Here is a 25,578-nt window from a genome sequence, read left to right on the forward strand (position 1 = left end):
CACAAAAAAATGCCACCTATAAAACGCGCTTGTGTAGAAACTTTGCATCCACGACTGCATTATTCACCCATCTTGTACCATCCAAACGAGCATTCCCAAAATTTGCTCCAGCGGAACCAAGGCATAATCATTAAGATCCAGCGATACAGTTTTTTCCTCCAATTTGAGAAATCGCCACTGCGTTCCGTTACTGACACTCCCATAAACAACTGGAATTGGTTTACCCTTCGCTTCATTAAACTTCTGCATTGCCACCATTTCGGCAATGCACTGTCCAATTCCTGTTTTTAAATCTGCTTTCTTCGCCTCAACAACTGCGACTGCTGGCGCTTCAATCTCTAACATTTCTGAAGAGCGACTAATCAAAAAATCACAAATTCCATTGAGTCCTTGTTTGAAATCAACCGTAAAGTCTTCCCCCGAAAACAAGCTAATCTTCTCCTGCAAAATCTTCCTGACTTCCAGCAGTACGGGAGTAATAATCATGGACGATCGCGCTTTTTCACTTCCTGTCGCTACGGCTACGGGTAAACTATTCGCTAAAAAATCTGTCAGGGTTGCACTCGGAGCGATCGGAGTTATTTGTGGTAAAAATCGCGGCCCTTCTATTGTTGTTAATCCAAAGGCTGCTTTGACTTTAAGGATTGTCGTAAATTCGCTATAAGACATTGCTTATTAACGGGGCTAGGGGAATATGGGAGACTTCGGAATACTTTAATTCTATTCATCAGCATCGCTGGGATAACCAAATTGGTCGGGTAATTCAGCAGAGGTAATTTGCAAAATCTCTAGCAACCTCTTATATTGAACGGGCGTTAGCTTCGGTACGGATCGCCCCGATTCCCAGTTCCTTACCGTCGCTTCCGTAACTCCAAGTGCTTCTGCTAGCTGCTTTTGAGTCAAAAACCGCTGAACTCTCAGTCGCATTAGGGGCGATCGCTCGGCTCTTTCTGAGATTTCCATAGGCTATTTGTTACTTTATGTTAATTTAATTTATGCTTTTATTAAATACGTTGACGTATACCGTTATTTGATTTACGCTTATAGCAATAGAGATTAGACAGCACGAGCTAAGCCACTTGTGCTGTAGGGGAATTGCTGTCTTTTCTTCAACTTGCTATTGTACGCGGTTTTACCGTTACAAAGCATCAAACCTATCGAAAATTGTTTGTCAAAACTATGTTGCAAGATTCCGCATCGAACCAAGTATCGCCCCAAGTTTCAACCAACCAAAGCTTTGAGGCCGATAATCGCGAAGCAGTCCGTCACGTCATCATCGGTTCGCCGCTGGGGGTACGGCGAACTATCCACCAACTCCACGCATTGCGCTACGCGGATGTTGCTAATTGGACGCATCCGATCGCCATTCCCGACAATCGCATCATCATTACACCGGAACAGGGAGAAATCATGAGTCTGTTAGTTAAGTTAATTCGGTTGGAATGAAGTCTAAATGTGCGATCGACCTTTCTCGAATTGAGTCAAAAGTGCGATCGCGAATCTCTTCTCGTTACCCGTGCTAAACTCAACAGATATATCCAAAAACTCTTGTCGGGTAGGCATCCTGCCTGCCCTTGGCACAAATTTAACAACTAGCTCCCTATTCAGCTTATGATTGTTATCACTCGCGTCCTTACACCTGTTAGCCAGATGGAGCTTGCTCCCGGCAGTGTCGTAACTATTACCAATATAAGTTGGCTGGAATTCGAGTCAATTTTGGAGGAATTGGGAGAAAAGCGATCGGCACGAATTGCTTACAGCAAAGAAACTTTACAAATTATGGTTCCTTTACCCGAACACGAAAAGCCTAGAGATATAATCTCTGATATTGTAAAAATTTTACTCAAGTCAGCGGGCAGAAGATATGAACCCTTTGGTTCTACTACTTTCAAACGGGAAGGTGCCGCAGGAATTGAACCTGATGCTTGCTTTTATATTCTAAATTATCAGCGGATGATTGGCTGTCGCCGACTGCAACCCGACGATCCTCCGCCCGATTTGGCAATTGAGACGGATGTTACTTCTAAAACTACGATCGATGCCTATAAAATTATTGGAGTTCCAGAAGTATGGGTTTACGACAGTGGCAGGCTTCGCATCTATTTGCTGCAACCAGATGGAGAGTATTTGGAATCTGATATTAGTCCGAATTTTCCGGGAATTGCGATCGCCCAACTTATCCCCGCTACAGTGGAACGTGCTTGGCAGGTTGGAAATTTGCAAGCGCTAGAAGAATTTGAAAGTGCGATCCTCTCCGAGGGCTTCGCTAACGGCTAAACTCGTAGGATACATTACGAACTTCGCACTTCGCATCCAAAAAATTACACAATTACAGCCAAATTGTCAACCCCCAAAGGTCGATAAATTGTATCTCTTTGCTGATAATCCCGCCCCAAAGAACGAATCGCATTTTGCAAATCTTCGACAGATTGACAACTGCCGCCAACCGCACCGGCCATCGTTGTAATGTGCTCTTCCATCAAAGTGCCGCCGATGTCGTTGCAGCCCCATTTGAGCGCTTCTGTAGCTCCATCTAAACCTAATTTTACCCAACTCGGCTGGTGATTGGAAATCAAATTTCCTAAGAAGATTCTCGATACAGCGGTGAGTAACAATGTATCTGCTAAAATTGGTTGGTCGCGGCCGACTCGACTCCGCAAAGGAGCCGGTGCTTGCTGTCCGACAAAGGGCAGTAAAATAAATTCTGTAATGCGTGCCGGATAGTTTTGGTCGATCGCAGTTTGTTGGAGCGATCGCACTTTTTCTAAATGCAAAACCTGCTGCCCTGCCGTCTCAATATGCCCGCAAAGCATCGTACTCGTTGTCGGCAAACCCAGACTGTGAGCAGTTCCCACAATTTCCAGCCAAGTTGCTGAATTTAGCTTTTCCGGGCAAATTACCCGTCGCACAGAATCGTCGAGAACTTCCGCAGCGGTTCCCGGCATCGAACCGACTCCCGCATCCCGCAAAGCCGAAATTACATAGCGGAAACTAAGATTATCTCCTCTGGCAATAAATTCTATTTCTTGCGGCGAAAAAGCGTGCAAGTGCAACTGCGGAAACTTATCTTTAATAGTTTTCACCAATTGCAGATAATAAGGCAAAGATGCGCCGTTGAGCTTAGCTTGAAGATTTAAGCCGCCCTGCATACAAATTTCCGTCGCACCCCGCTGCACTGCATCAGTTGCCTTTTCCTGAATTTGGGCTGCGTCTAACCAAAAAGCGCCTTCATCTCCCTCATCGCGGCGGAATGCACAGAAACTGCAATGCTGCTCGCAAATATTTGTAAAATTAATATTTCGATTGATAACGTAGGTGACAGTATCGCCTGATTGTTGGCGGCGCAGCAAGTCAGCGGTTGCTTGAATTTGGGCGATCGCATCTGGCTCTCTTTGCTGCAAAAGTACCAATGCCTCTGCGGTAGAGATGTTGTAACCTTGTAAAGCTCGATCGAGAATTGCATCCACAGTTTTCTTTTTAACTCAACTACAGAATTACTGCCTAGAATTAAGGCGTTTTCATATTTTAACGAATCAATTAGAGAGGAACGATATTCTAAAATCTCAAGTCTTACAAAAGCATCCTTTACTTTCTGGAAACTGAAATTATGGGCATCAACCAAGCAAATCACCTGTTGCCAGTGCCTTCTGGCCCTTTGCAAATTCCTGCTGTACCAACTTTCGGTTCAACTTTTACAGAGGCAGACACACCGCCAATTTATTTTTCCTTGGTCATTCCCACCTATAACGAGTGCAAGAATATCAAGAGTATTGTGGAACAATTGACTCAATTGCTCGATGGCATCATTCCCGGCGACTACGAATTAATTGTAGTCGATGACGACAGCCCCGATCGCACCTGGGAAGTTGCCCTGTCCCTGACACCGGAATATCCGCAATTGCGGGTGATGCGCCGGGAAGAGGAGCGGGGACTTTCCACAGCGGTAATTCGCGGTTGGCAAGCCGCTCGGGGCGAGGTTTTGGGCGTCATCGATGCCGACTTGCAGCATCCCCCGGAGACGCTTTTGCAGCTTTTAGCAGAAATTCAGCGGGGAGCCGATTTGGCCGCAGCGAGCCGCCACGTTGCCGAGGGTGGCGTGAGCGACTGGAGCATTATCAGGCGATTTTTATCGCGGGGCGCTCAAACCGTGGGGTTGGTGATCCTGCCGGGAGTGGTGGGCCGAGTTTCCGATCCGATGAGCGGCTATTTTATGGTGCGTCGCAGTTGCATAGCGGGCAAAATGCTAAATCCTACAGGTTACAAAATTTTGATTGAAGTGCTCGGCAGGGGGGACATCCGCTGGATTGGGGAAGTTGGTTACGTGTTTCAGGAGCGGCAAGAAGGCGAGAGCAAAGTTACCTGGAAACAGTATATTGAGTATTTGCGGCATTTGCTTCGGTTGCGGTTTGCCCGCTGGCCGATGGGCAAGTTTCTGCGGTTTGGCATTGTGGGTTTCAGCGGCGTGTTTGTGGATATGGGAGTTTTTTACCTGCTGCGGACTGTCCTAGGTTTGGCGCTGACTCGCAGTCTGATAGTTTCTGCTGAATTGGCAATTATCAGTAACTTTTTGTGGAATGATTTGTGGACTTTTGGGGATATTTCTAAGCGCCAGCCTGGAAAGCACCAGCGCTTGAAACGGCTGTTGAAATTTAATGTGATTTGTTTGATAGGTGTGATTATCAATGTGCTGCTAGTGAATGTGATGTTTAATGTTTTTAATGTAAACGAATATTTGGCTAAGTTGATTGCGATCGCTACTGTGACTCTGTGGAATTTCTGGATCAATATGAAGCTGAGCTGGCGGGTGACGGAAGTTGATTAGCTAATTGGTAATTAGTAATTTATAAAATGACCAATGCCCAATGCCCAATAACTAATGACCAATAACCAATGACCAATGACTAATGACTAATGACTCTTCTTACCTATGCCTTTGAATGACTCAATTAATGATTAAGAACAAACAACTATTGTTGCTATTTCTGTGGACTGCGATCGCCTTTATTTTGCGCTTTGCCAATTTGGACTCGAAACCGCTGTGGACAGACGAGTTTTCGACTCTAGTGTTTAGTTTGGGCAACAGTTTTCGCGGGGTGCCGGTCGATCGCGCGATCGATCTTTCTACATTATTACAACCGCTACAATTGGGCCCCGATGCTGACACCGCCGACGTGCTCCGCAATTTGCTGCTAGAAAGCAACCATCCACCAGTGTATTTTATGCTCGCCCACTGGTGGATGCGGTTGTTTGGGGCTTCTGAGGATAGTTTAGTTTGGATCGGGCGATCGCTCCCTGCTTTATTGGGCGTGATTTCAGTTCCCGCTATCTACTTTTTGGGCAAATTTGCCTTCAATTCTCGTTTAGTCGGTCAATGTGCGGCCGCGATGATGGCAGTTTCTCCCTACGGCATTTATCTCGCTCAAGAAGCTCGACATTACACTTTAGGAATCTTATTAGTTATTGCCTCTCTTTTTTGCTTGACATTAGCTGCAAAAAAGCTGCAAAATCCCGCTCCGCTGCCTATTTGGGCTGTGCTGCTTTGGGTAGTTGTTAACTGTTTGGGAATTGCTTCTCACTACTTTTTCGTGCTGACTTTGTGTGCCGAAGCCATCGCCTTAATTGCTGTAATTTTGCTGCAAGTTAATCAGAAATTGGCAACTTCAAATAATCAGCAGTCGAATATTTGGCAATTTCAAATCCTCTGGCGGCTGTTAGCAGTAGCGATCGGCACTTTGGCTGGCGGTTTAGTTTGGTTGCCGGTATTTTTGTCAAATAAATACGGCAGCGAACTCACGAATTGGATTGTCAGCGGCGATCGCACATTTTTAGATTGGATCGCGCCGATTTTTCAAGCTTTAGCTGGATGGATCACTGTGATGTCTCTGCTGCCGGTGGAATCGCCAAATTTGGCAGTAGTAGTTGCATCGGCGATCGCAATGGCAATATTTTTGATCTGGGCGCTTCCCCTGCTGCGGGGCGCTCTTAAAACTTCTTTAAAAACAACCGATACTCGTTTAGGTACTGTTATTTTCGGCGGGTTTGTGCTGGGAGCAATTTTTCTATTTTTCAGTTTTGCATATATTCTCGGCATTGACATAACTCGCGGCGCTCGATACAATTTCGTCTACTTTCCGGGGGCGATATTACTGTTAGGAGTAACCTTGGCGGTTATTTTTAACAAACCTACAGTAAAAAGTCAATGGTTTAATTTACCTGCTGTGGAAATTGCTGGCAAAAAAGCAGTTCTGCTAATTTTAGTAATGGGTTTTGCAAGCGGTGTAACAGTAAATTCTAATCTCGGCTATCGCAAATATTACAAACCCGATCTTTTAATTCCGATTATGCGCGAATTATCGAAAGTTCCCGTGTTAATTGCCACTACTCAAAGCACTCATGTAGAAATAGGAGAGTTGATGGGGATAGGATGGGAATGGGAAAGAAGGAAGAAGGAAGAAGGAAGAAGGAAGAAGGAAGAAGGAAGAAGGAAGAAGGAGGACGTTAAAGCATCGGATTCTCCACAGTTTCTTTTAGTTAATCAGAGAAGGGATGAGCCGGAAATAGCGGCGGGGACACTTGACAAAACACTCAGTCAATTACAACGCCCGCTAGATTTGTGGCTGGTTAATTTTCGCGCACCTGTCAATTTAGCAGCACAAAAATGTCAGCTTGAACCTGGCGATTTGCCTGCGGTGGATGGGTATGAATATCAAGTTTATCATTGTTCCTGATTTGGCGATCGCCCGCAACGACAGTCCGACTTACATCTTGCAACATTCTCAATAAGTTTTTTATGGGCGGGCTAGAAGCCCACCCCACAAGACAATCCATTCTTTGTGGAACCGGCTTCTAGCCCGTTGCTGACGTGCCCACCCCACAAGACAATCCATTCTTTGTGGAACCGGCTTCTAGCCCGTTGCTGACAATAGTACAAGATATCAGATCCGACTAGAAAGGGCGATCGATAAATTTATGACTCAATAAACTGACATTGCTAAGCTGTTACGCATTTAAACCACTAACGAGGCCTGTAGGGTGCCACGGGTAGAACACTTACTAAGCAAGGAAAACAAGATAGGGCTGACGCACCCTACAATACTATTTTAAATGCGTAACAGCTTAAAGCTATTACCAATACGCATCACCCCGCTGATGTAGATGTAGGGTGCACACTGCGCACTGCGCACCTTACCGCTATCAATACGATCGGGACTGTTCCATCGAACGCTAAGAGTCAGCGGCCAAATGTTTAATTAAGACGCTCATCACTTCACCGGGATTTTGAGTTGGGACAAGCGGACTCCAGTCAGAAACGCAGGCAAAATTATCGCGGTGAAAAGAATGAATGACGCGGGAAACAACAGGACGAGAACTGATAATGAAAAGTTTCAAGAGTTCTCGGTTAACTGAAGTTGGCAAGTTTGGTTCTTTAGCAAGGGGCTGATTGAGTTCGGTAGTTGGATTTTCTGGCCCAACCTCGAAAGCAAGTATTAATTCGGTATTGGGTAGCATTTGCCGGATGACTTTCAGGGAAGATTCTGCTTCGCTGCGGCTGCGAAATTGCGCGACGGGTAAGCGCTGAAAGTTGGGCAGCAGTCGGTAAATAATCCAGGCATTCGCAGTTTCTGGGGTGTTCATGGCTGTATTGTAAATTGGGTATGTTTGCCCATAGGAAAGTGACAGAATTGCACCTTTGATTTTTAGTGCAGTCTGTTTTGGCTATGGCTGTGCCTATCACAAGTAAGTTAAGCGCTTAAATTAGGCGCTTAAACTAAGATGTTATAATAATATGGTAAAAAAAAGGCAACGTCAACGGCAACCAGAAAATGAGTTGCCTTTTCGGAGACTGCGGGAGAATGCTAATTTGAGCCAAGAAGAGTTGGCTGTGCGGATGGGGGTGTCGGCTTCGTCGGTGCGGCGATGGGAAAAGGGAGACGAACCTACGATGACTGTTCGGCAAATGAGGGATTTTTGCCGTTTAGTGGGGGTATGTTTTGATGAGTTGCCGGATTATCTGAGTCGGCGAGTAGATGAGGAGGAATCACTAGACCTCTTGCAAAAATAGCTGGGACGGGCAAGATGCCCATCCCACAAAAAGTTTTTTCTGTTGTGGGATGGGCATCTTGCCCGTCCGAAAATTTGCTTAAAAGGACTTTTGCAAGAAGTCTACTAGAAATTGACGGTCGGAGATTTTGAAAAATTATGAGGCTATTCGAGAACAAGCAATTTTTGGTGAGTTGCTGGTTTGAATTGCGATTTGTATCAAAAAACAACCACGCTATAATTGATGTAAGTTTTGGGAAAAACTGCAATGTTAAATTACAACTGGCCGAGGTACTTACCCTCAGCCGATGAACTGCCAGACTCTGACGAAACGCCTGTGGATAACGAACTGCAAGAACTAATACCGGGGTTGCTAAAAGCAATATTGCTCATACTTTGGGCAGAACGGATGGACTGGTTTTTTGGTATAGATATGGGCATCTATTTTCATGATGAAAAACCTCCAATTGTCCCGGATGGTTTCTTGAGTTTAGGAGTGGAACGGTTTTATGATGAAGAATTGCGTCCCAGTTACGTGCTGTGGGATGAAAGGGTTGTGCCTACTTTGGTACTGGAAGTCGTTTCCAAAAAGTATCGCAAGGAATACAGCACAAAGTTGGAGGAATATCAAGCTTTAGGCGTACTTTATTACGTCATTTATTCTTCGCGCCGCCGCCGCAAACCCCGTTTGGAAGTACATAAGTTAGTTAATGGCAAGTATGAATTACAGTCGGGACATCCTGTTTGGATGCCAGAGATTGGTTTGGGAATTGGTTGTGAAAGGGGCAATTATTCTGGGGTGATGAGGGAGTGGTTGTATTGGTACGATGCAGATGGAAAACGTTATCTGACTCCTGAAGAACAGGTGAACAGATTAGCACAAAAATTGCTGGAGTTAGGAGTCGATCCAAATAGTCTGAGGTGAAGTAATTATTAGAGCGATGATTTGGTAAGCTGTCGCGCATTTAAATTGCATCGTCGGGGCGGGCGGGACGCCCAACCCCTACTCCCCACAAGAGTTTAATTGTTTTTTTGACATACAATTTAAATGCCGCAACAGCTTAAAGCCGACATTTCTATATTCTTCTGGTAGGAAGGGAGCAAGTTTTCAATCTTTCCTGACACTATCGGGCACGCCCACCGCCGAAATACCCGATATCGCCCTTAAATTCTGACACCGAATCAACTCATTAAAATCCAAACTGCGCCCTTCAATTTGCGCCACAGCTTCAATAGCAGACAGCAGATGTCCGGCCGCTTCCGCTTCGCTGTAACCGCGCCTTCCCGCTACTCTAATCGCCCCCTCGTCAGCATCTAACTCTACTTGGGAACTGCGGTTGTCGCGCCAAATTCGAGTCATGGCGAGTCCCGTCAAACCACCGGCGATCGCAGTTCCGATCGCATCTGCCTGCAACAATTCTACAACAGTCCCGACAATTCCCGCCAGAGCCGCACCTTGATAAATATCCGGTTTAAACCACTTAACATTGCACAGAAAACTTACATTCCGCAATATCAGTAAATCCCGCTGCGGCTTAGATAGCAGCCTCCACCAATCAAAATTAATATAAATCGGGCGAGATTGATTCCAAGGCAAAGGAAAATCGCAGTCAATTACCGTTGATTGTTGTGGCTTATTAATAATTTTACAAGTCATGCGGCCGGAGGCGGGCATCACATCTAACAGGCGGCGAATTTCTGGTTCGGGATTCATAGTTGAAGGAAGAAGGAAGAGGGAAGAAGGAAGAAGTCATTAGTCATTGGTCATTAGTCATTGGTCATTAGTCATCAAGAAGAGGGAATTGGTGTGATGAATTTCGCTTATTACTTAGTCTATATCCCTCTAAATCCCCCTAAAAAAGGGGGACTTTGATCACTTCCAGTTCCCGTCTTAAAAAGGGGAACTTTGACCGCTTCTTGTCCCCCCCTTCTTAAGGGGGGTTAGGGGGGATCTGGCCTTAATCGCCAGACAGAAAACTGGAACTAAGTTTGATGTTAAGTATCCTTGAACTGTACCTCATTTAAGGGCTTTTCTTCGATTCAGATTTAGGAGATTCTTGAGCTTTCGGAATTGCTTTTTCACCCTTCGGGGAAGGCTTTGGACTGGCAATTGCTGGGGCAACTGACGGCGTTGAATTCGCGGCTGGGGATGGCGATGATTTCGGAGAATCAGGCGCTGTTAACGGGGCAGCCGGGGCTGTTTTAGCGCCTAAGATGCTGGCGTCTCCGGTGTCAAAGGTGCCGGCGATGCAAGCGATCATCATTGTGGCTAAGGTGCCGACAAATAATGCTTTCCAACCGAGTTCGGAAATGTCTTTGCGGCGGGATGGAATTAGGGCGATCGTACCGCCGACAAATATGCCGACGGAGGCTAAGTGGGCGAAGCCGGAAAGGGCGTAACTGACAATTAATACTGTACGATCGCTCACCAGTCCTTTTGCCCCCGCTTCTGCTAAAGTTTGATAGGGCGGAATCGCCGTTTCTAACAGTCGGCGGCCGATAATTACTGATGCTTGCCAAGAGTCGTCAATGGAGACTCCGGTTAATAGCGTCAGGGGATAAAATAAGACTCCCATAATGTTGGCTAAGGTGACAACTTTGAAAAAGCCACCAATTGGGCCTGGCAAAATTGCCAGCCAAGCAAAGAATTGATTGATTAAGGAAACTAAGCCCAAGATTAAAATCAAAACAGCGGCGATCGCCACTGCCATTTTTACACCGTCCAATGCACCAATTATCGCTGCATCCAAAGGACTCACACGTTCGATCGGTTCTCCCCCAACTGTCTCTTGTTGGCGGATATCGCCGTCATTTTCGGCAATTTCGTCGCCGATAAATTCGCGGCCTTGAGGTTTTCGTTCTTCCTTGGGAATGCCGCCCATTGTCAGCGGCACTCCCGTCTCCGGTACTAAGATTTTGGAGAGGACAAAACAAGCGGGAATTGCGATAATTGAGGCTGAAACTAAATGACCTAAAATATTGGGAAAAACGGGTTTGAGAAAACTGACGTAAATTGCTAAAGTTGAAGAAGCCGCCGTCCCAAAACAGCAAGAGAGGATTGCACAAAGTTCCGAACGAGTCATTTTCGGCAAATAAGGCTTGACAACAATTGCCGCTTCAATTCCTACGAAAATATTAGCAGCACCGCTGAGAGCTTCCGCGCCGCTCAACCGCATTGTCATATAAAATATTTTGGCAAATACTTCGGTGACAATTTGAATGACGCCGATGTTGTATAGCAAAGCCATGAGGCCCGAAAAAAAGACGACTGTCGGTAAAGCTCGAAAGGCAAAAATATATCCTAAATTAACTGCCGGATCTTTACCGGGTATCGGTACAACATTACTCCCGAATACAAATCTTGCCCCAGCGTCAGCAGCGGTGAATACTCCATCCAGTAAGCCAGTAAACCACTCTAGGGCGAGGCGAGTTGGGGGGAACAGGAATACTAAAAATCCTAAGACTAATTGCAGCCCAATGCCCCAGATGATGACGCGCCAGGGAATATACTTACGCTGTCGGTTTTCTGAAAAAATCCAGGCGATCGCGCACAAGCCAAAAATGCCCAGAAACGAGATAAGATTGTAGATAGACATGAGCTTAGTCCTTGAAATAGCTGAGAATGCCGATCGACGGCTTGCACCACATCAGTTATACTATTCATCGGACGGCAAATGCCAAAAAAATAACTGTCATAGGAATTACGCACTCAACAGCGTACTTATGTCATTGCTTATGTCATTGCGAGCGGAAGCGGATCTTTAGCAACCCTTGATTTGCCGTAATTACCAGCACTTTAAATAGAAACACGCAACACATGGAAGCTTTTGCTCCACATCCTCCTGAATGGACTGCGACGGCGGTTCACGCTACTGAGTTTTGCTGTCCCAAGTGCGGTGCTAGCTGCACGGATGCCGATGAGGTCTGGATTAATCGCCGATCGCCAGTATACACCGAGTTCAACCGCCGGAAGTGGCAAGAATTTTACCGGTGCCAGTGTGGCGGCGTGTGGTGGGCCTGGAGTAGCGATCGGCCTCCTTCGGAACTTGTGCGTCGCGATGAGAGTTCGGATGAGGGTTCAGATGATGATTTTTAGAAGGATGAGTCGATTTTCGATTTTCGATTTTATAATAAATTAGGGTAAGGTGCGCATTGCGCACCCTACATTTAGATAGATCGCCGCAAGTTCTCAACTAATTCATCACGTCAAGTATTCCCTTGACTACGCCTTCCATGACTCTTTCAATTAAGCTCAATTCCTTTTCGCCGATCGACTCATTTAATAGCATTGACTGAATTCGCTGTCTGTCATCCCGACTCAGTTCGCCTGACGAAAAGATCCGATCTACTATTTGTTCAGTTAGAAATTGGGAAGTTTGAGTTTGCATGGCTGGTTTCTAAAAGCATCAATATTTTGTTTTTAAATTAGTTAGAGGAGCCAGTTATCTTGAGGGTTTATAGCTATTTCCTTTTATCTGTGAGACAATCATATGACTCTGCTGACACTTTGTCAAGACACCTGCGACAGATAAATATAAAATCTGCATTGTTGTATTTCCGACATTCTGGCAAGGGTGCTTTGGGAGCAACTCGGGACACGGCACTGCCGTGTCCCTACCCCAAAATAATCATGAGCGTTCGCGACAGATTTAACTATCGCCCGATTAATTGTAAGGAAACGGCTCTCGCGTAAGTCCTGACTGTGGGTAATATTAATTCTGATGCTACTGGATTTGATATGACTCAGCAGATTCGCACCCAGGGGACAAACCCCCCTGCCCGCAAGCTCGACCTTTTTAAGTTTATTGGCACTTTGGCGGAACATTACAGCTCAAAAAAAATCACAACTACAAGAGATTAGAATGGGGCATAAGGCATGGGGCCAACAGGGAATTGGTAATAGGCAATTGGTAATTGTTATTTCTGCCCACTGACAACTGCCCACTAACAACTGACTAATGACAACTGACTAATGACGTATTTTCGCTCTGCTCTAATTTTGACATTAGGTTTTTGGCTGCTACCGCTAGCAGTGCGATCGCAACCTGTCCTTCCGGCGAACGACGGCACGAATACTGTTGTTAAGTCCGACCAAAATCGTACAGACATTAGTGGCGGACAACTGTCTGGAAACAAAGCAAATCTGTTTCACAGCTTCAGCCAATTTAATCTCAGCGAAGGTCAAATTGCTAATTTTCTAACTAATCCAAATATTCAAAATATTTTAGGGCGGATTTCTGGTGGCGATGTTTCTGTCATTAACGGTCTGATTTCTGTAAGCGGCGGAAACTCGAATTTATTTTTAATGAATCCGGCGGGAATTGTCTTCGGTCAAAATGCTAGATTGAACGTGCCGGGGTCTTTTTTCGCGACAACTGCTACAGGTATTGGTTTCGGCGACCGCTGGTTCAATTGGGCCGGAATTAATGATTACAAAGCTTTAGCGGGAAATCCGAATCAATTTAATTTTAATAACTCACAATCTGGGACTATTGTCAATGCGGGAAACTTGGCAGTTGGCAGCGGTCAAAGTTTAACTTTGCTGGGCGGGACAGTGATTAATACCGGGCAATTGTCCGCCCCGAGCGGTAAAATTACAGTGGCTGCTGTCCCGGGAGAAAATGCAGTCCGTATCAGTCAAGTTGGCAATTTATTGAGTTTAGAAATTACTCCGTCTTTGCAGTCAGAAAAATCGGCGATCGCCCCGCTTGCTTTGCCTCAGTTGCTGACTGGCCACGGCATAGCGTCAGCCACAGGTTTAACGACTGACGCACAAGGTCAATTGGTACTGACTGGCGGCCAAACAGTGCCGGTAAATGCCGGAAGTGCGATCGTCTCGGGTTCTGTAAATGTATTTGCTCCTTCTGGCAATGCTGGGGGCACAGTCAATATTTTAGGGGAAAAAGTCGGACTGTTCGGCGCAAATATCAATGCTTCCGGGACGGACGGCGGAGGTAATGTGCGCGTCGGAGGCGGTTTCCAGGGGACAGAACCAGTGCCGAACGCACTGGTGACATATGTTAGTCCAGATTCTACGATCGCAGCAGACGCGATCGACCGCGGCAATGGCGGCACTGCGGTAATTTGGGCAGACAATACAACTCGCTTCTTCGGCAATATTACTGCTCGCGGCGGCAGTGCCGCAGGTAACGGCGGAGGAGTGGAAGTTTCGGGCAAAAATGCTTTAACTTTCCAAGGAGAGGTCGATACCCGCGCTGCTAACGGTACGATCGGCACTTTGTGGCTCGATCCGGCAAATATTACGATCGTCAGCGGTAACGGCTACACCAGCACGCCATCAACCGCCCTGCAACTCGAACCCGCAGCAGAACCCAATGAAACATCGATCTCAGAAGTGAAGTTGGAACAGATGGTGGCCGGCAGCAACGTAGTTCTAGATACCCCCGGCGACATCATTGTCCAAGACTTGCGCGATAACAAACTTTCCCTGCAAGCGAGAACGGGAGACACCGTAACATTTAAATCGGGCCGAGTGTTTTTTGTCAATGACCCCAACGATTTAATCGAGACTCAAGGCGGCAACGTCAACATTTTCGCCAGCAGCATCTCTCTGGGCGGACTCAATGCCAACGGCGGCAATATCGCTCTCACCGCTAACGGCATTGACTTGAGGGGCGAGCGCAATTCCGTCAGCAGTGCGGGGGCAACAATTCGCTTGCAGCCCAACGACAGCCGAGGAATTCGGATCGGCGGCACCGGCGATATTTTGGGCATTTTGGACTTGACGGCAGCGGATCTGGGCGCTTTGGCGGGGGGTTTCGGTTCGATCGCGATCGGGCGCGAAAACAGCAGCTCGATCGCGATCGTCGCACCCATTACCTTCAACAGCCCGCTGACACTTCAAGGCAGCTCGATCGCGATCGACAATCCCCTCTTGACAAGCGGCAGCGCTTCCCTGACTCTCGACGCGCCCAAAACTGATCTCGGCGCCAACATTGCGACATCCGGCGGCGATCTAACTTTTACAGGAAACGCATCGCTCAATGCTGACGCGGCTTTGAGCGCGTCAGCTACGGGCAGCATTCTGTTCTCCGGTAGCCTAGACGGAGCTCGCGCCTTGAGACTTGATGCTGGACGAGTGCTGTTCGGCGGTACAGTCGGTCAAGCTGCACCGCTGGCGAGTTTGACTGTCAATGCCCGCAGTACCCAGGTTTCGGGCAATATTGCGACATCGGGCGACATCGCTTTCAATAGTAACGTCACCGTCGATCGCACCGCCACCTTAGCCGCAACTAACGGCAATATCGCTTTTGCCAGTAACCTCGACAGCATCACTGGCCGGGCAAATAATTTGACGCTGCGCTCCGGCGGCAACATTACTTTTCGCGGCACAGTCGGTCAAACTCAGAGGTTGGGCCTGCTCTCGGCGGACGCTGCTAGCGTGACGGCTGCTTCCACAATTGCAGCCCGCAGTTTGAGCGTTAACGCCCGAAATTCCGCTACCTTCGGGGGGGACAGCACGGCCGCTTTGGGAGCCTATATCAAGGCAGAAAATGTGTTCTTAGAGGGTGATTTAAGGACGGATGGCGGCAGCGTGAACCTGCAAGGAAGCCGCGAGGTTCGGACTAACAATATTACCTCGAACGGCGGGAGCATTCGGGTTGAGGGGAATACTGTTGCAGCAGGCGCGATCGACTCCTCATCGGTAACGGGAACCGGAGGCGCGATCGCGCTCCAAACCAATGCCGGCCCTTTAACTGCGGGAGCTTTGAACGCTTCGGGGGCGATCGGCGGAAATATTGCTCTCACCTCTTCATCGGGGATTTCGGCTCTCGATCTCAACTCCAGCGGCACTTCAAACGGCAACGGCGGGGCTGTTTCCCTGAGCGCGACCGGCCTCATTCAGTTGGGTTTTGTCAACGCTCAAGGCGGCACTGGCGGCACTGGCGGCAGCGTTGATGTGACAACCCTCGGTTTGTTTCGCTCGAACAGTGTTTTCAACGATATATCGGGCAATATTTCCAGTATTTCTACTGCCGGAGGTGCGGGGGCGGGGGCGATCGCAATTCGCCACGGAGGCGGTATCGATCGACCGTTTGTAGTTGGCGGCGCGATCGACAATGGAACCAGGGGAGGCATTAATGCTGGCGCAGGAAACGCCATTTTGCCCAGTCTTTCTTTTGAGCAAACTTACACGCAGGGAAGTTTACCAAATCAGATTTCCCTAATTACACCGGGCGCACCAATTCCCGCACCAATTCCCGCACCAATTCCCGCACCAATTCCCGCACCAATTCCCGCACCAATTCCCGCACCGCCTGTAGTACCCGTAAATCCCGATCCTGCGCTGTCACTTCCTTCATCTTTGCAAGTTGAATTGCGATCGCCAATTGGAGACAAAAATTTACCAATTAGCCGGGCTATTTTCGCTCCTTCTAGAAGATTAAATTCGGTAGGCTCAGGAGTTTTAGCATTTGAACAAACCTTCAGTCGCGAGTATGAAAAATATCTAGAATTGCCCGCAAAAACGCCGATAACTAATATGTCGGTAATTTACGAAACTCTTCGCAAAAACGAACAGATTACCGGGGTAAAATCTGCCATCATTTATATGAATTGGGTCAGCGGCTCGGACGGGGCCGCCGCCAAAGAAAATGGTTCGGTGCTGGTGGCAAGTCGGGATTTATCTAATCTATTGCCTGTGAGAAAAAACCTCATCCCCCAGCCGCCTCGGCTCTTAGAAGATAGGTTGGGGGAGAAGTTACCGCCACAGCAGGGCAAAGAAGTTTCCGATGTTCCTAACGGGGAGCATTTAGAATTAGTGTTAGTAACAGCTAACGCTCAACCGATGCGCGTTTTAGTTCCGGCGACAACGCGCTGGCAGGTGTTGCAATTGGCTGACGACTTGCAAAGCGAAATAACTAATCCCAGAAGAAGAAACAGCATTAGTTATTTGGATGCGGCTCAAAAACTTTATCGGTGGTTAATTGCGCCAATTGCTCCAGAATTGATAGCTTTAAATATTGACAATTTAATTGTAATTCCGGCGGCGGGTTTGCGGAGCGTGCCGTTTGCGGCCCTTCACGACGGCAAAGGCTTTTTAGTTGAGAAATACAGCCTTAGCGTGATGCCGAGTCTGAGTTTGACTGATATCGGCTACGACAATATTGCGGATGATGAAATTTTGGCGATGGGGGCGTCGGTATTTGAAGATAAAGCGCCATTACCGGCGGTACCGGTGGAGTTAGAGTCGATCGCGCCGCCCGATCGCGGAAAATCATTTTTGAATCAAGATTTTACTCTCGGAAATTTGCAAGCTCAGCGGGCAAATCGGCCTTTTGGAATAATTCACTTAGCAACTCACAGCGAATTCCAGCCCGGGGAACCAAAAAATTCTTACATTCAGTTGTGGGATACTAAATTGCGCCTCGATCAAATGCGGCAGTTGCGGTGGAATGAACCGCCGGTGAATCTGTTAGTTTTAAGCGCGTGCAGTACCGCTTTGGGCGACGCAGAGGCGGAGTTGGGGTTTGCGGGTTTGGCGGTAGCTAGCGGTGCGCGATCGGCTTTGGCGAGTTTGTGGGAAGTCAGCGATGAGGGGACTTTGGGGCTGATGACGGGGTTTTACCGCCAGTTGCGGATGCCGAGAGGTGAAGGCAATTTGATGATTAAAGCCGAGGCTTTGCGGCAGGCGCAATTGGAGATGCTGCGGGGGCGCGTGCGGATTCAAGACGGGATGCTGCGAGTCGAAGGGCTTTCTGTGAGTCTAACTTTGCCTCCAGAAATTGCGGGGCGGGGCGATCGAGTGCTTTCGCATCCTTATTATTGGGCCGCCTTTACAATGATTGGCAATCCTTGGTAATGGGGATGTTGAAAGAAGAAGGAAAAAGATTTGACACAAATGTGGTTTTGTTTCCTTTTTTTTTAGTGTTATTACAGATATGGGTTAATTTGCACTCGCTTTCATTAGACCTCTTGCAAAAATAACTAGGACGGGCAAGATGCCCATCCCACAAATTTTTTTTTCTTGTGGAATGGGCCGGAGAGCCCGTTCCAGAATTTGATTAAAAGGATTTTTGCAAGAGGTCTATTGTATGGTGATTCCACCTATTCATAGTCCAATACGGTTCACTTAACACTTTTTCCGTCCCGGAGATCCCCCTAAATCCCCCTTAAGAAGGGGAGTAGGGGTTGACTTTAAGAGCTTTCTTGTCCCCCCCCCTTGGGAAGGGGGGTTAGGGGGGATCTGTCTTAAGTGAACGGTATTTATTCATAGTCTAATTATGCAACCCCCCAATCTCCTAGGAAGCTCAACGGCGATCGCACTTCACTCTGTTTTTCCTGCTTGGGGAGTAATCTGTGGAGCGATCGCACTCTTGACCCGAATCATTACTCCTATTTTTAAAGAAATGTTAAAAATAAATAACTTTATTTAAAACCTTAATTTTTGCTTAAATTTTAGAGTAGTCTAAGGATTATAGATACATCTACATTGCAAATTAACACTTCCTAAAAAATCGTGTATTAATAGTTAAAAAAGAATGTAAGAATGATTAACTTAGCTGGCTACGAGATTACCAACCAAATTCATGAAAGTAACAATTCTTTAGTTTGCCGAGGACTGAGAAAGCAAGACAACCAACTGGTCATTCTCAAATTTCTCAAAGAAGATTATCCGATGCCAGCTTCGTTAGTCAGATACAAGCAGGAATACGAAATTACACGCAATCTTAACCTAGAAAGTGTGCCTAAAACCTACAGCTTAGAAAGATACCAGAACAGTTTGGTTATCATTTTCGAGGATAGTGGTGGAGAATCATTAAAGCTGTGGTTTGCTTCTCAAAAACTTACCTTAGAAGACTTTTTGTCAACAGCTATTAAAATAACCCGAGCTTTAGGTCAAATTCATCAACATAACATTATTCATAAAGATATCAACCCCAGCAATATTATTATTAACTCAACCACAGGGCTAGTTCAAATTATAGATTTTGGCATCTCTACAGTCTTATCGCGCGAGAATCCTAGTATTAACAACCCCAATATTTTAGAAGGCACTCTTACCTATATATCGCCCGAACAAACAGGCAGAATGAACCGATCGATCGACTACCGCACTGATTTTTACTCATTAGGAGTCACTTTTTACGAACTGCTAACGGGGCAAGTGCCATGCGATTATAACGATGCAATGGAATTAGTCCACTGTCACATAGCTAAACAAGCACTGCCGCCCCATGAAATAAATCCAGAAATTCCTAAAGCGGTTTCTGATATTGTAATGAAACTGTTAGCAAAAACGGCTGAAGAAAGATATCAAAGTGCTTGGGGTATCATTGCAGATTTAGAAGAATGTCTGCAACAGCTACAGGCTAAAGGCACAATTGTAGATTTTGCGATCGCCCAAAAAGACATTACGGATAAGTTTCAAATCCCTCAAAAACTCTACGGTAGAGAAAGAGAAGTTGAAACCTTATTAGCTGCCTTTGAGCGAGTCAGCAATGGTACAACAGAAATTATGTTAGTGTCGGGTTACTCTGGCATTGGCAAATCTGCCTTAGTGCAAGAAGTTTATAAACCGATTACTAAGGCAAGGGGTTATTTTATTGCTGGGAAATTCGACCAATTTCAACGCAATATTCCTTACGCGGCTATCATCAATGCTTTTCGATCCTTAGTGAAGCAAATACTAACTGAAAGTGAAGCGCAATTAGTTCACTGGAAAGAAAAACTTTTAGCAGTTTTGGGTAAAAACGGACAAGTCATTATTGATGTCGTTCCCGAAGTGGAACTCATTGTTGGTAAGCAGCCAGCCGTGCCAGAATTAGCGCCAGCCGAGTCACAAAATCGTTTTAATTCAGTATTTCAAAAATTCATCGGCGTGTTTTGCTCATCTGAACATCCTTTAGTCATCTTTTTAGACGATTTACAATGGGCTGATTCTGCCACGCTGAAGTTGCTAGAAGTAATGATGACAGATGCACAAACGCGCTATTTGTTCTTAATTGGGGCATATCGAGATAACGAAGTCGATCCCGGACATCCCTTGATGATAAGTCTTGATTTACTACAGTCCAAAGCCTCTGTTATCAACAACATCACATTAGTTCCCTTAGCTATTGAAGATATTTGCAACTTAATTTGTGATACGTTACACGCTAACACAATTACAGTAGAACAATTAGCTCAATTAGTAATCAGAAAAACTTCTGGCAACCCCTTCTTTGTCAATCAATTTCTCAAAACTCTCTATCAGGAAGGCTTACTTACATTTATTCCTCCGTCTCAAGGCAGTAAACCCCAATGGCAATGGGACATAGCTTTAATTGAGGCAATAGGCATTACTGATAATGTTGTGGAGTTAATGGTTAGGAAGTTAAGAAAACTTCCTACCTCCACACAGCAGGTTTTACAGTTAGCTGCTTGTGCAGGCAACACTTTTGATTTGCACACCCTTTCTCTTATCCATGAAACATCAGTAGCAGTCGCTTATCAAAACCTTTTACCAGCAATTCAGGAAGGTTTAGTATTACCTATTTCGGATCTGGAAACTACACCAGAAGAAATAATAGATGCTCCCCTAATTATTCTTACTTTTAAATTTTTGCACGATCGAGTGCAACAAGCAGCTTATGCCACTATCCCAGAAGAGCATAAAAAAGAAGTTCACCTCAAAATCGGTCAACTACTTTTAAAAAATACGACAGAAGAAGAACTGGAAGAAAAAGTTTTCAATTTGGTCAATCATCTTAATATAGGTGTGGAATTGATTGATGATTTAGAGCAGAAAGTTAAATTGTCAAATTTGAATTTAATAGCAGGCAAAAAAGCCAAAGCTTCCACAGCCTATAAAACAGCAGCTACCTATTTTGCTTTAGGAATAAAACTACTAGGGATTCAGGCTTGGGAAAATTATTATGAACTAACATTTACTCTCTATAGGGAGCGAAGTGAGTGCGAGTATTTAGCTGGCAATCTTGAGGAAGCAGAAGAACTTTTCAAGATTGCCTTAAGTAACAGCAAATCGGCAATCGACAAAGCAGAAATTTATTCTCTTTATACATTCTTTTGTTCAACTTTATCGCGGAAAGATGAAGCCCTAAAGTTCACGCTTGCTGGCTTAGAATGTTTGGGTATGGAGTTGCCTCGTACAGAAGAAGAATTACCAAAGGCAGTAGAAGTAGAATTACAACAGGTATCGTTAAATCTGTCCCAAAGAAAAGTTGCTGATTTAATTCATGCTCATGAGCTTAGAGACTTGACAAAAAGAGCCTGCATTAAATTATTAATTGATTTGTGGGCGGTAGCTTATTATGTTGTACATCAAAATTGGTTAGATTTATCTATATTAAAGATAGTCAATATGTCCTTAAGGTATGGAAACACAGATTTATCAGCCTTCGGTTATGTTACTTATGGAATGTTGTTATCATCTAGAAATGAATATAAATCAGCTTATGAATTTGGTAAGCTAGCTTTAAAGCTCAATGAAAAATTTAACAACAAGAGCCTTAGTTGTAAAATTCCTAATCTTTTTGCTTTGAGAATTAATCCTTATAATAATCATTTAAAAACAAACTTAGATATTTTTAGGACAGCTTATCAAGGTGGGCTAGAGTGTGGCGATTTAGTTTACATAGTTTGGACGATGATGTTTAGTATATGGACTAGATTTATTATAGGTCAGCCTCTCCAAAATGTTTATGAAGAATCTTGTAAATATATAGCTGTTATGAAGCAGACAAATGACTTAAGTATGCTGTATGGATTTATGTCTTTACAGCAAACTACTTTAAATTTACAAGGATTGACTAAAGACAAATATAGCTTCGATGATGAAACATATAGTGAAGCGTTGTGCTTGCAACACTGGGAAAATACGAAGTTTTATCATGTTAAGACTTGGTATATAACTTTCAAGGCTCAAGTTTTATTTATTTATGATAACTATACTGAAGCTCTCAAACTAGCTCAAGAAAATGAAAAAGAAATTAATAATTTCGGTTTTTTTAATATCACTCAACACTATTTTTATTATTCATTGATTTTGGCTGCTGTCTATTCAGAGGCTAGTATTGATGAAAAAGAAAACTACTGGGAAATTTTACATAATAATCTAGAAAAAACAAAAATTTGGGCTGATAGCTGCCCAGATAATTATCTACATCAGTATTTACTGATAGCGGCAGAAATAGCGCGAATTTCTGGTAAGGCTTTAGAAGCAATGGATTTATACGACAAAGCGATCGCTTCGGCTAGAGAAAACGAATATATCCAGAACGAAGCTTTGGGTAATGAACTAGCGGCTAAATTCTGGTTAGCTAAAGGGAAAGAAGATTTTGCCCAACTTTATATGCAAAAAGCTCATTATGGCTACCAGATATGGGGCGCTCAACGCAAAATTGATGATTTAGAAGAGAAATACCCCCAATTGCTAGCTAGAACATCAGCAAAGACAGTTAAAACAAAAATTAATCAAACAACGACTGCTCCTACCACCACTAGCACTAATTTGGGGGATACGCTAGATTTAGCCACAGTCATGAAAGCTTCCCAAGCAATTTCGGGTGAAATTGTTTTGAGTAAGTTGCTGGAAAGGTTAATGAAGATTGCGATCGAAAATGCTGGTGCTGAAAAAGGCTTTTTGATTTTAGAAAAAGCGGGAAACTGGGCGATTGAGGCTGAAGGTTCGGTGAAAGAGGATGAGGTGAGTGTGCTGCGATCGCTTCCTCTGAATGCAACAGCAGCTTCCGGGGAAATGCCTAAACTGGCAAGTGCGATCGCCAACTACGTCATCCGCACCCAAGAAAATGTGGTTTTAAATAACGCCACCCAAGAGGGACAATTTACCCGCGATCCTTATATTGCAGCAACTCAACCGAAATCGATTCTCTGCACTCCTCTGCTGCACCAAGGCAAGCTGACAGGCATTCTTTACCTGGAAAATAACCTAACAGAAGGAGCTTTTACTACAGATAGGCTGGAGCTGTTAAAATTGTTATCTGCCCAAATTGCCATTTCCATTGAAAATGCCCAACTCTACAACAACTTGCAGGAGTTCAATCAAAACTTAGAGCAATTAGTAGGCGATCGCACCCACGAATTATCCAACACGCTGGATGCTTTAAAAGCGGCTCAAAGTAAGCTAGTAGAATCTGAAAAAATGGCATCCCTGGGAGGATTAGTTGCAGGTGTTGCCCACGAAATTAATACTCCCATCGGCGTTGGTGTCACTGTTGCTTCCGCTTTGGCAGACCATACCACAGAATTTGCCTCTATTTATAAAAGTGGCAAAATGAAGCGCTCCGAGCTAGAAGAATTTTTGGATATAGCAACCCAGAGCAGTAACACCCTTCTAATTAATCTAAATCAGGCTGCGGCATTGATTCAGAGCTTTAAAGAAGTGGCAGTCGATCGCTCTAGCGAAGAACGACGAACTTTCGGGGTAAGAAATTATCTGGATGAAATTTTAATCCAATTAAAACCCAAATTGAGAAATAGCAAACATTCGATCGAAATTAAGGGAGATAGCAAAATTGCCCTAGATTCTTATCCAGGTGCTTTATCACAAGTTGTTACAAATTTGCTGATGAACTCCCTGATTCATGCTTACGAACCGGGCGAATCTGGTCAGCTCGCTTTTGATTGGCGGCAAGAGGGCGATCGACTTAGCTTTGAATATTCCGACGATGGTAAAGGCATTTCCCCAGAAAATTTAAGTAAAATTTTTGAGCCATTCTTTACTACCAAACGGGGTCAGGGTGGTAGCGGATTGGGATTGCATATTGTCTACAATTTAGTTACCCAAAAACTTCTGGGTGAAATAGAATGTAAAAGTGAGGTGGGAGTAGGAACCAAATTTATTATTAAGTTCCCCGTGCAAATCGATTCCCAACCGTAGTTTACCCAATCAAAACATTAGTAATCAAGAAAGGTCAACAGCAATGGACAGAAATATTTACGGCTTTTTCAATGAAGTATCATCTGAAAAAGTGTTATTTGCTGAAGAAGTTAACTCAGATGAGGAGTTATGTTTTGCCGATGAAGTATCTGAAGATACCCCGACTGAAAGCTGGAAAATTTTGATTGTAGATGATGAGGCTCAAGTTCACACAGCTACCGATATTGCCTTAAGAAAGTTTGTTTTTGAAAATAAATCTTTAAAGTTTATTAGTGCTTATTCCGCTCGTGAAGCTAAACAGCTAATCCAAGAAAATCCTGATGTTGCCATCATCCTGCTTGATGTCATCATGGAAACAGATGATTCTGGCTTAGAGTTTGTTAAATATGTCCGGGAAGTGCTAGGCAATCAGTTAGTGCGAATTATTTTACGCACGGGTCAACCCGGACAAGTGCCCGAAAAAAGCGTTATTATCAATTACGATATTAATGACTATAAAACTAAAACTGAATTAACGACATCAAAACTATACACTACGGTGCTAACAGCTTTGAGAAGTTTTTCTCTAGGTCAGAAATTGCAGTCGGAAATAGAGCGGCGCGAACAAATAGAAAAAGCACTCCGTATCAGTGAAGAAAAAGAACACCAAAAAGCTCTTGCCTTAGAGCATTTTGTCAAAGAACTGCAAGAAACACAACTCCAGCTAGTTCAAAGTGAAAAAATGTCTAGTCTCGGTCAATTAGTTGCAGGTGTCGCTCATGAAATTAACAATCCGGTTAACTTTATTTACGGCAATATCTCGCACGCCAAGGATTATACTAAAGAACTCATCTATCTGTTGAATCTCTACCAACGGCATTACCCCCAACCCGAAGCAGAAATTCTCAATGCCATAGAAGATGGAGAGTTGTCATTTATCATCGACGATTTGCCAAAATTGCTTTCTTCCTTGCAGTTAGGTATCGATCGCATTCGCCTTATTGTGCAGTCTCTACGAAATTTTTCGCGGTTGGATGAAACTGAAATTAAATCAGTCGATATCCACGAAGGGATTAATAGCAGTTTGACGATCTTGCAGCACCGACTAAAGGCTAAGTCCGATCGCTCTCCTATTAATGTGATTAGAGACTATGGTGAATTGCCGCTTATAACCTGTTATGCAGGTCAGCTCAACCAAGTGTTTATGAACCTTTTAGTGAATGCTATAGATGCTTTAGAAGAGCGGGAAAGTAGAGAAAAGGGTACATTTTTTCAGCCCCAAATTTTGATTCGCAGTGAAGTCGTACCGGCCAATTCACATAACAAAATTAACTCAGTTTCAGGGATTCGGGTCACAATTGCTGATAATGGTATTGGCATGACTGAGAAAGTTCGTTCTAAACTTTTCACTCCCTTTTTTACTACTAAGCCAATAGGAAAAGGTACAGGCATTGGATTGTCAATCAGCCGAAAAATTTTACTAGAAAAACACTGCGGTCAATTGCAGTGTTTTTCTACGCCAGAGGAGGGAACGCAGTTTATTATTGAGTTGCCGACTATCTGTATAGCCACCAATCTCGCGGTATCTATGGTCTAGGAAACTCATTTGACGGAATTCATGGCTCTCCTGAACTTGTGGTGATAATTTTATCTAATCAGAAAAACAAGCTAATACGCGATTTCTGAAATTATGAAAA

The 25,578-nt window shown here is 44.8% G+C and carries 17 protein-coding genes; 10 read left to right on the plus strand and 7 right to left on the minus strand.

Annotated elements, in window-relative coordinates:
- Positions 1 to 63 precede the first annotated feature (63 nt).
- Together QUB70_RS15850 and QUB70_RS15855 are read right to left on the minus strand one after the other, a co-directional pair.
- Positions 64 to 669, minus strand: a complete 606-nt coding sequence (locus QUB70_RS15850) for a hypothetical protein (RefSeq protein ID WP_332981765.1) — start codon at positions 667 to 669, stop codon at positions 64 to 66.
- 51 nt (positions 670 to 720) lie between these two features.
- The gene (locus tag QUB70_RS15855) at positions 721 to 963 is read right to left on the minus strand and encodes a helix-turn-helix domain-containing protein (RefSeq protein WP_332981766.1); all 243 of its coding nucleotides are present in this window, start codon (positions 961 to 963) and stop codon (positions 721 to 723) included.
- A 216-nt stretch (positions 964 to 1,179) separates the two neighbouring features.
- Between QUB70_RS15855 and QUB70_RS15860 the strand changes: the two genes are divergently transcribed.
- Both QUB70_RS15860 and QUB70_RS15865 read left to right on the plus strand, forming a co-directional pair.
- Positions 1,180 to 1,446, plus strand: coding sequence for a hypothetical protein (locus tag QUB70_RS15860; protein ID WP_332981768.1), 267 nt, complete (start codon positions 1,180 to 1,182; stop codon positions 1,444 to 1,446).
- Positions 1,447 to 1,611: 165 nt separating this feature from the next.
- Positions 1,612 to 2,277 (plus strand): Uma2 family endonuclease, encoded by a 666-nt coding sequence (locus QUB70_RS15865; RefSeq protein WP_332981770.1) that lies wholly within the window; start codon positions 1,612 to 1,614, stop codon positions 2,275 to 2,277.
- 44 nt (positions 2,278 to 2,321) lie between these two features.
- Here the strand turns inward: QUB70_RS15865 and cofH are convergent, their stop codons facing one another.
- A complete protein-coding gene (gene cofH / locus QUB70_RS15870; protein ID WP_332981771.1) occupies positions 2,322 to 3,467 on the minus strand; it encodes a 7,8-didemethyl-8-hydroxy-5-deazariboflavin synthase subunit CofH in 1,146 nt (381 codons plus the stop codon).
- Positions 3,468 to 3,607: 140 nt separating this feature from the next.
- Between cofH and QUB70_RS15875 the strand changes: the two genes are divergently transcribed.
- Positions 3,608 to 4,822, plus strand: coding sequence for a glycosyltransferase (locus tag QUB70_RS15875; protein WP_332981772.1), 1,215 nt, complete (start codon positions 3,608 to 3,610; stop codon positions 4,820 to 4,822).
- A gap of 115 nt (positions 4,823 to 4,937) precedes the next feature.
- Positions 4,938 to 6,728 carry a glycosyltransferase family 39 protein gene (locus QUB70_RS15880; RefSeq protein ID WP_332981774.1) on the plus strand — a complete coding sequence of 597 codons (1,791 nt, stop codon included), beginning with the start codon at positions 4,938 to 4,940 and terminating at the stop codon, positions 6,726 to 6,728.
- A 496-nt stretch (positions 6,729 to 7,224) separates the two neighbouring features.
- Here QUB70_RS15880 and QUB70_RS15885 read toward each other — a convergent pair whose 3' ends face one another.
- Positions 7,225 to 7,635, minus strand: coding sequence for a hypothetical protein (locus QUB70_RS15885; RefSeq protein WP_332981775.1), 411 nt, complete (start codon positions 7,633 to 7,635; stop codon positions 7,225 to 7,227).
- Positions 7,636 to 7,786: 151 nt separating this feature from the next.
- Between QUB70_RS15885 and QUB70_RS15890 the strand changes: the two genes are divergently transcribed.
- Positions 7,787 to 8,062, plus strand: a complete 276-nt coding sequence (locus QUB70_RS15890; protein ID WP_332981776.1) for a helix-turn-helix transcriptional regulator — start codon at positions 7,787 to 7,789, stop codon at positions 8,060 to 8,062.
- A 246-nt stretch (positions 8,063 to 8,308) separates the two neighbouring features.
- A complete protein-coding gene (locus tag QUB70_RS15895; RefSeq protein WP_332981777.1) occupies positions 8,309 to 8,965 on the plus strand; it encodes a Uma2 family endonuclease in 657 nt (218 codons plus the stop codon).
- A gap of 183 nt (positions 8,966 to 9,148) precedes the next feature.
- On the opposite strand, the gene QUB70_RS15900 is transcribed toward QUB70_RS15895, so the two are convergent.
- Together QUB70_RS15900 and QUB70_RS15905 are read right to left on the minus strand one after the other, a co-directional pair.
- Positions 9,149 to 9,754, minus strand: a complete 606-nt coding sequence (locus tag QUB70_RS15900; protein WP_332981778.1) for a DUF3318 domain-containing protein — start codon at positions 9,752 to 9,754, stop codon at positions 9,149 to 9,151.
- Positions 9,755 to 10,061: 307 nt separating this feature from the next.
- A complete protein-coding gene (locus tag QUB70_RS15905) occupies positions 10,062 to 11,636 on the minus strand; it encodes a NupC/NupG family nucleoside CNT transporter (protein WP_332981779.1) in 1,575 nt (524 codons plus the stop codon).
- A gap of 221 nt (positions 11,637 to 11,857) precedes the next feature.
- Between QUB70_RS15905 and QUB70_RS15910 the strand changes: the two genes are divergently transcribed.
- Positions 11,858 to 12,136: a hypothetical protein gene (locus QUB70_RS15910; protein ID WP_332981781.1), complete on the plus strand. Its 279-nt coding sequence runs from the start codon at positions 11,858 to 11,860 to the stop codon at positions 12,134 to 12,136.
- 97 nt (positions 12,137 to 12,233) lie between these two features.
- Here the strand turns inward: QUB70_RS15910 and QUB70_RS15915 are convergent, their stop codons facing one another.
- Entirely contained in the window at positions 12,234 to 12,428 is a 195-nt protein-coding gene (locus QUB70_RS15915) for a hypothetical protein (protein ID WP_332981782.1), read from the minus strand.
- 584 nt (positions 12,429 to 13,012) lie between these two features.
- On the opposite strand from QUB70_RS15915, the gene QUB70_RS15920 reads away from it, so the two are divergent.
- The 3 genes from QUB70_RS15920 to QUB70_RS15930 all read left to right on the plus strand — a co-directional run bounded on the left by QUB70_RS15920 (position 13,013) and on the right by QUB70_RS15930 (position 25,478).
- Entirely contained in the window at positions 13,013 to 17,863 is a 4,851-nt protein-coding gene (locus QUB70_RS15920) for a CHAT domain-containing protein (RefSeq protein ID WP_332981784.1), read from the plus strand.
- Positions 17,864 to 18,550: 687 nt separating this feature from the next.
- Positions 18,551 to 23,902 (plus strand): trifunctional serine/threonine-protein kinase/ATP-binding protein/sensor histidine kinase, encoded by a 5,352-nt coding sequence (locus tag QUB70_RS15925; protein WP_332981785.1) that lies wholly within the window; start codon positions 18,551 to 18,553, stop codon positions 23,900 to 23,902.
- Positions 23,903 to 23,945: 43 nt separating this feature from the next.
- Positions 23,946 to 25,478, plus strand: coding sequence for an ATP-binding protein (locus tag QUB70_RS15930; RefSeq protein WP_332981786.1), 1,533 nt, complete (start codon positions 23,946 to 23,948; stop codon positions 25,476 to 25,478).
- Positions 25,479 to 25,578 lie beyond the last annotated feature (100 nt).

The sequence above is a fragment of the Microcoleus sp. A003_D6 genome, from assembly GCF_036702825.1.
In the GTDB taxonomy this organism is placed as follows: domain Bacteria; phylum Cyanobacteriota; class Cyanobacteriia; order Cyanobacteriales; family Microcoleaceae; genus Microcoleus.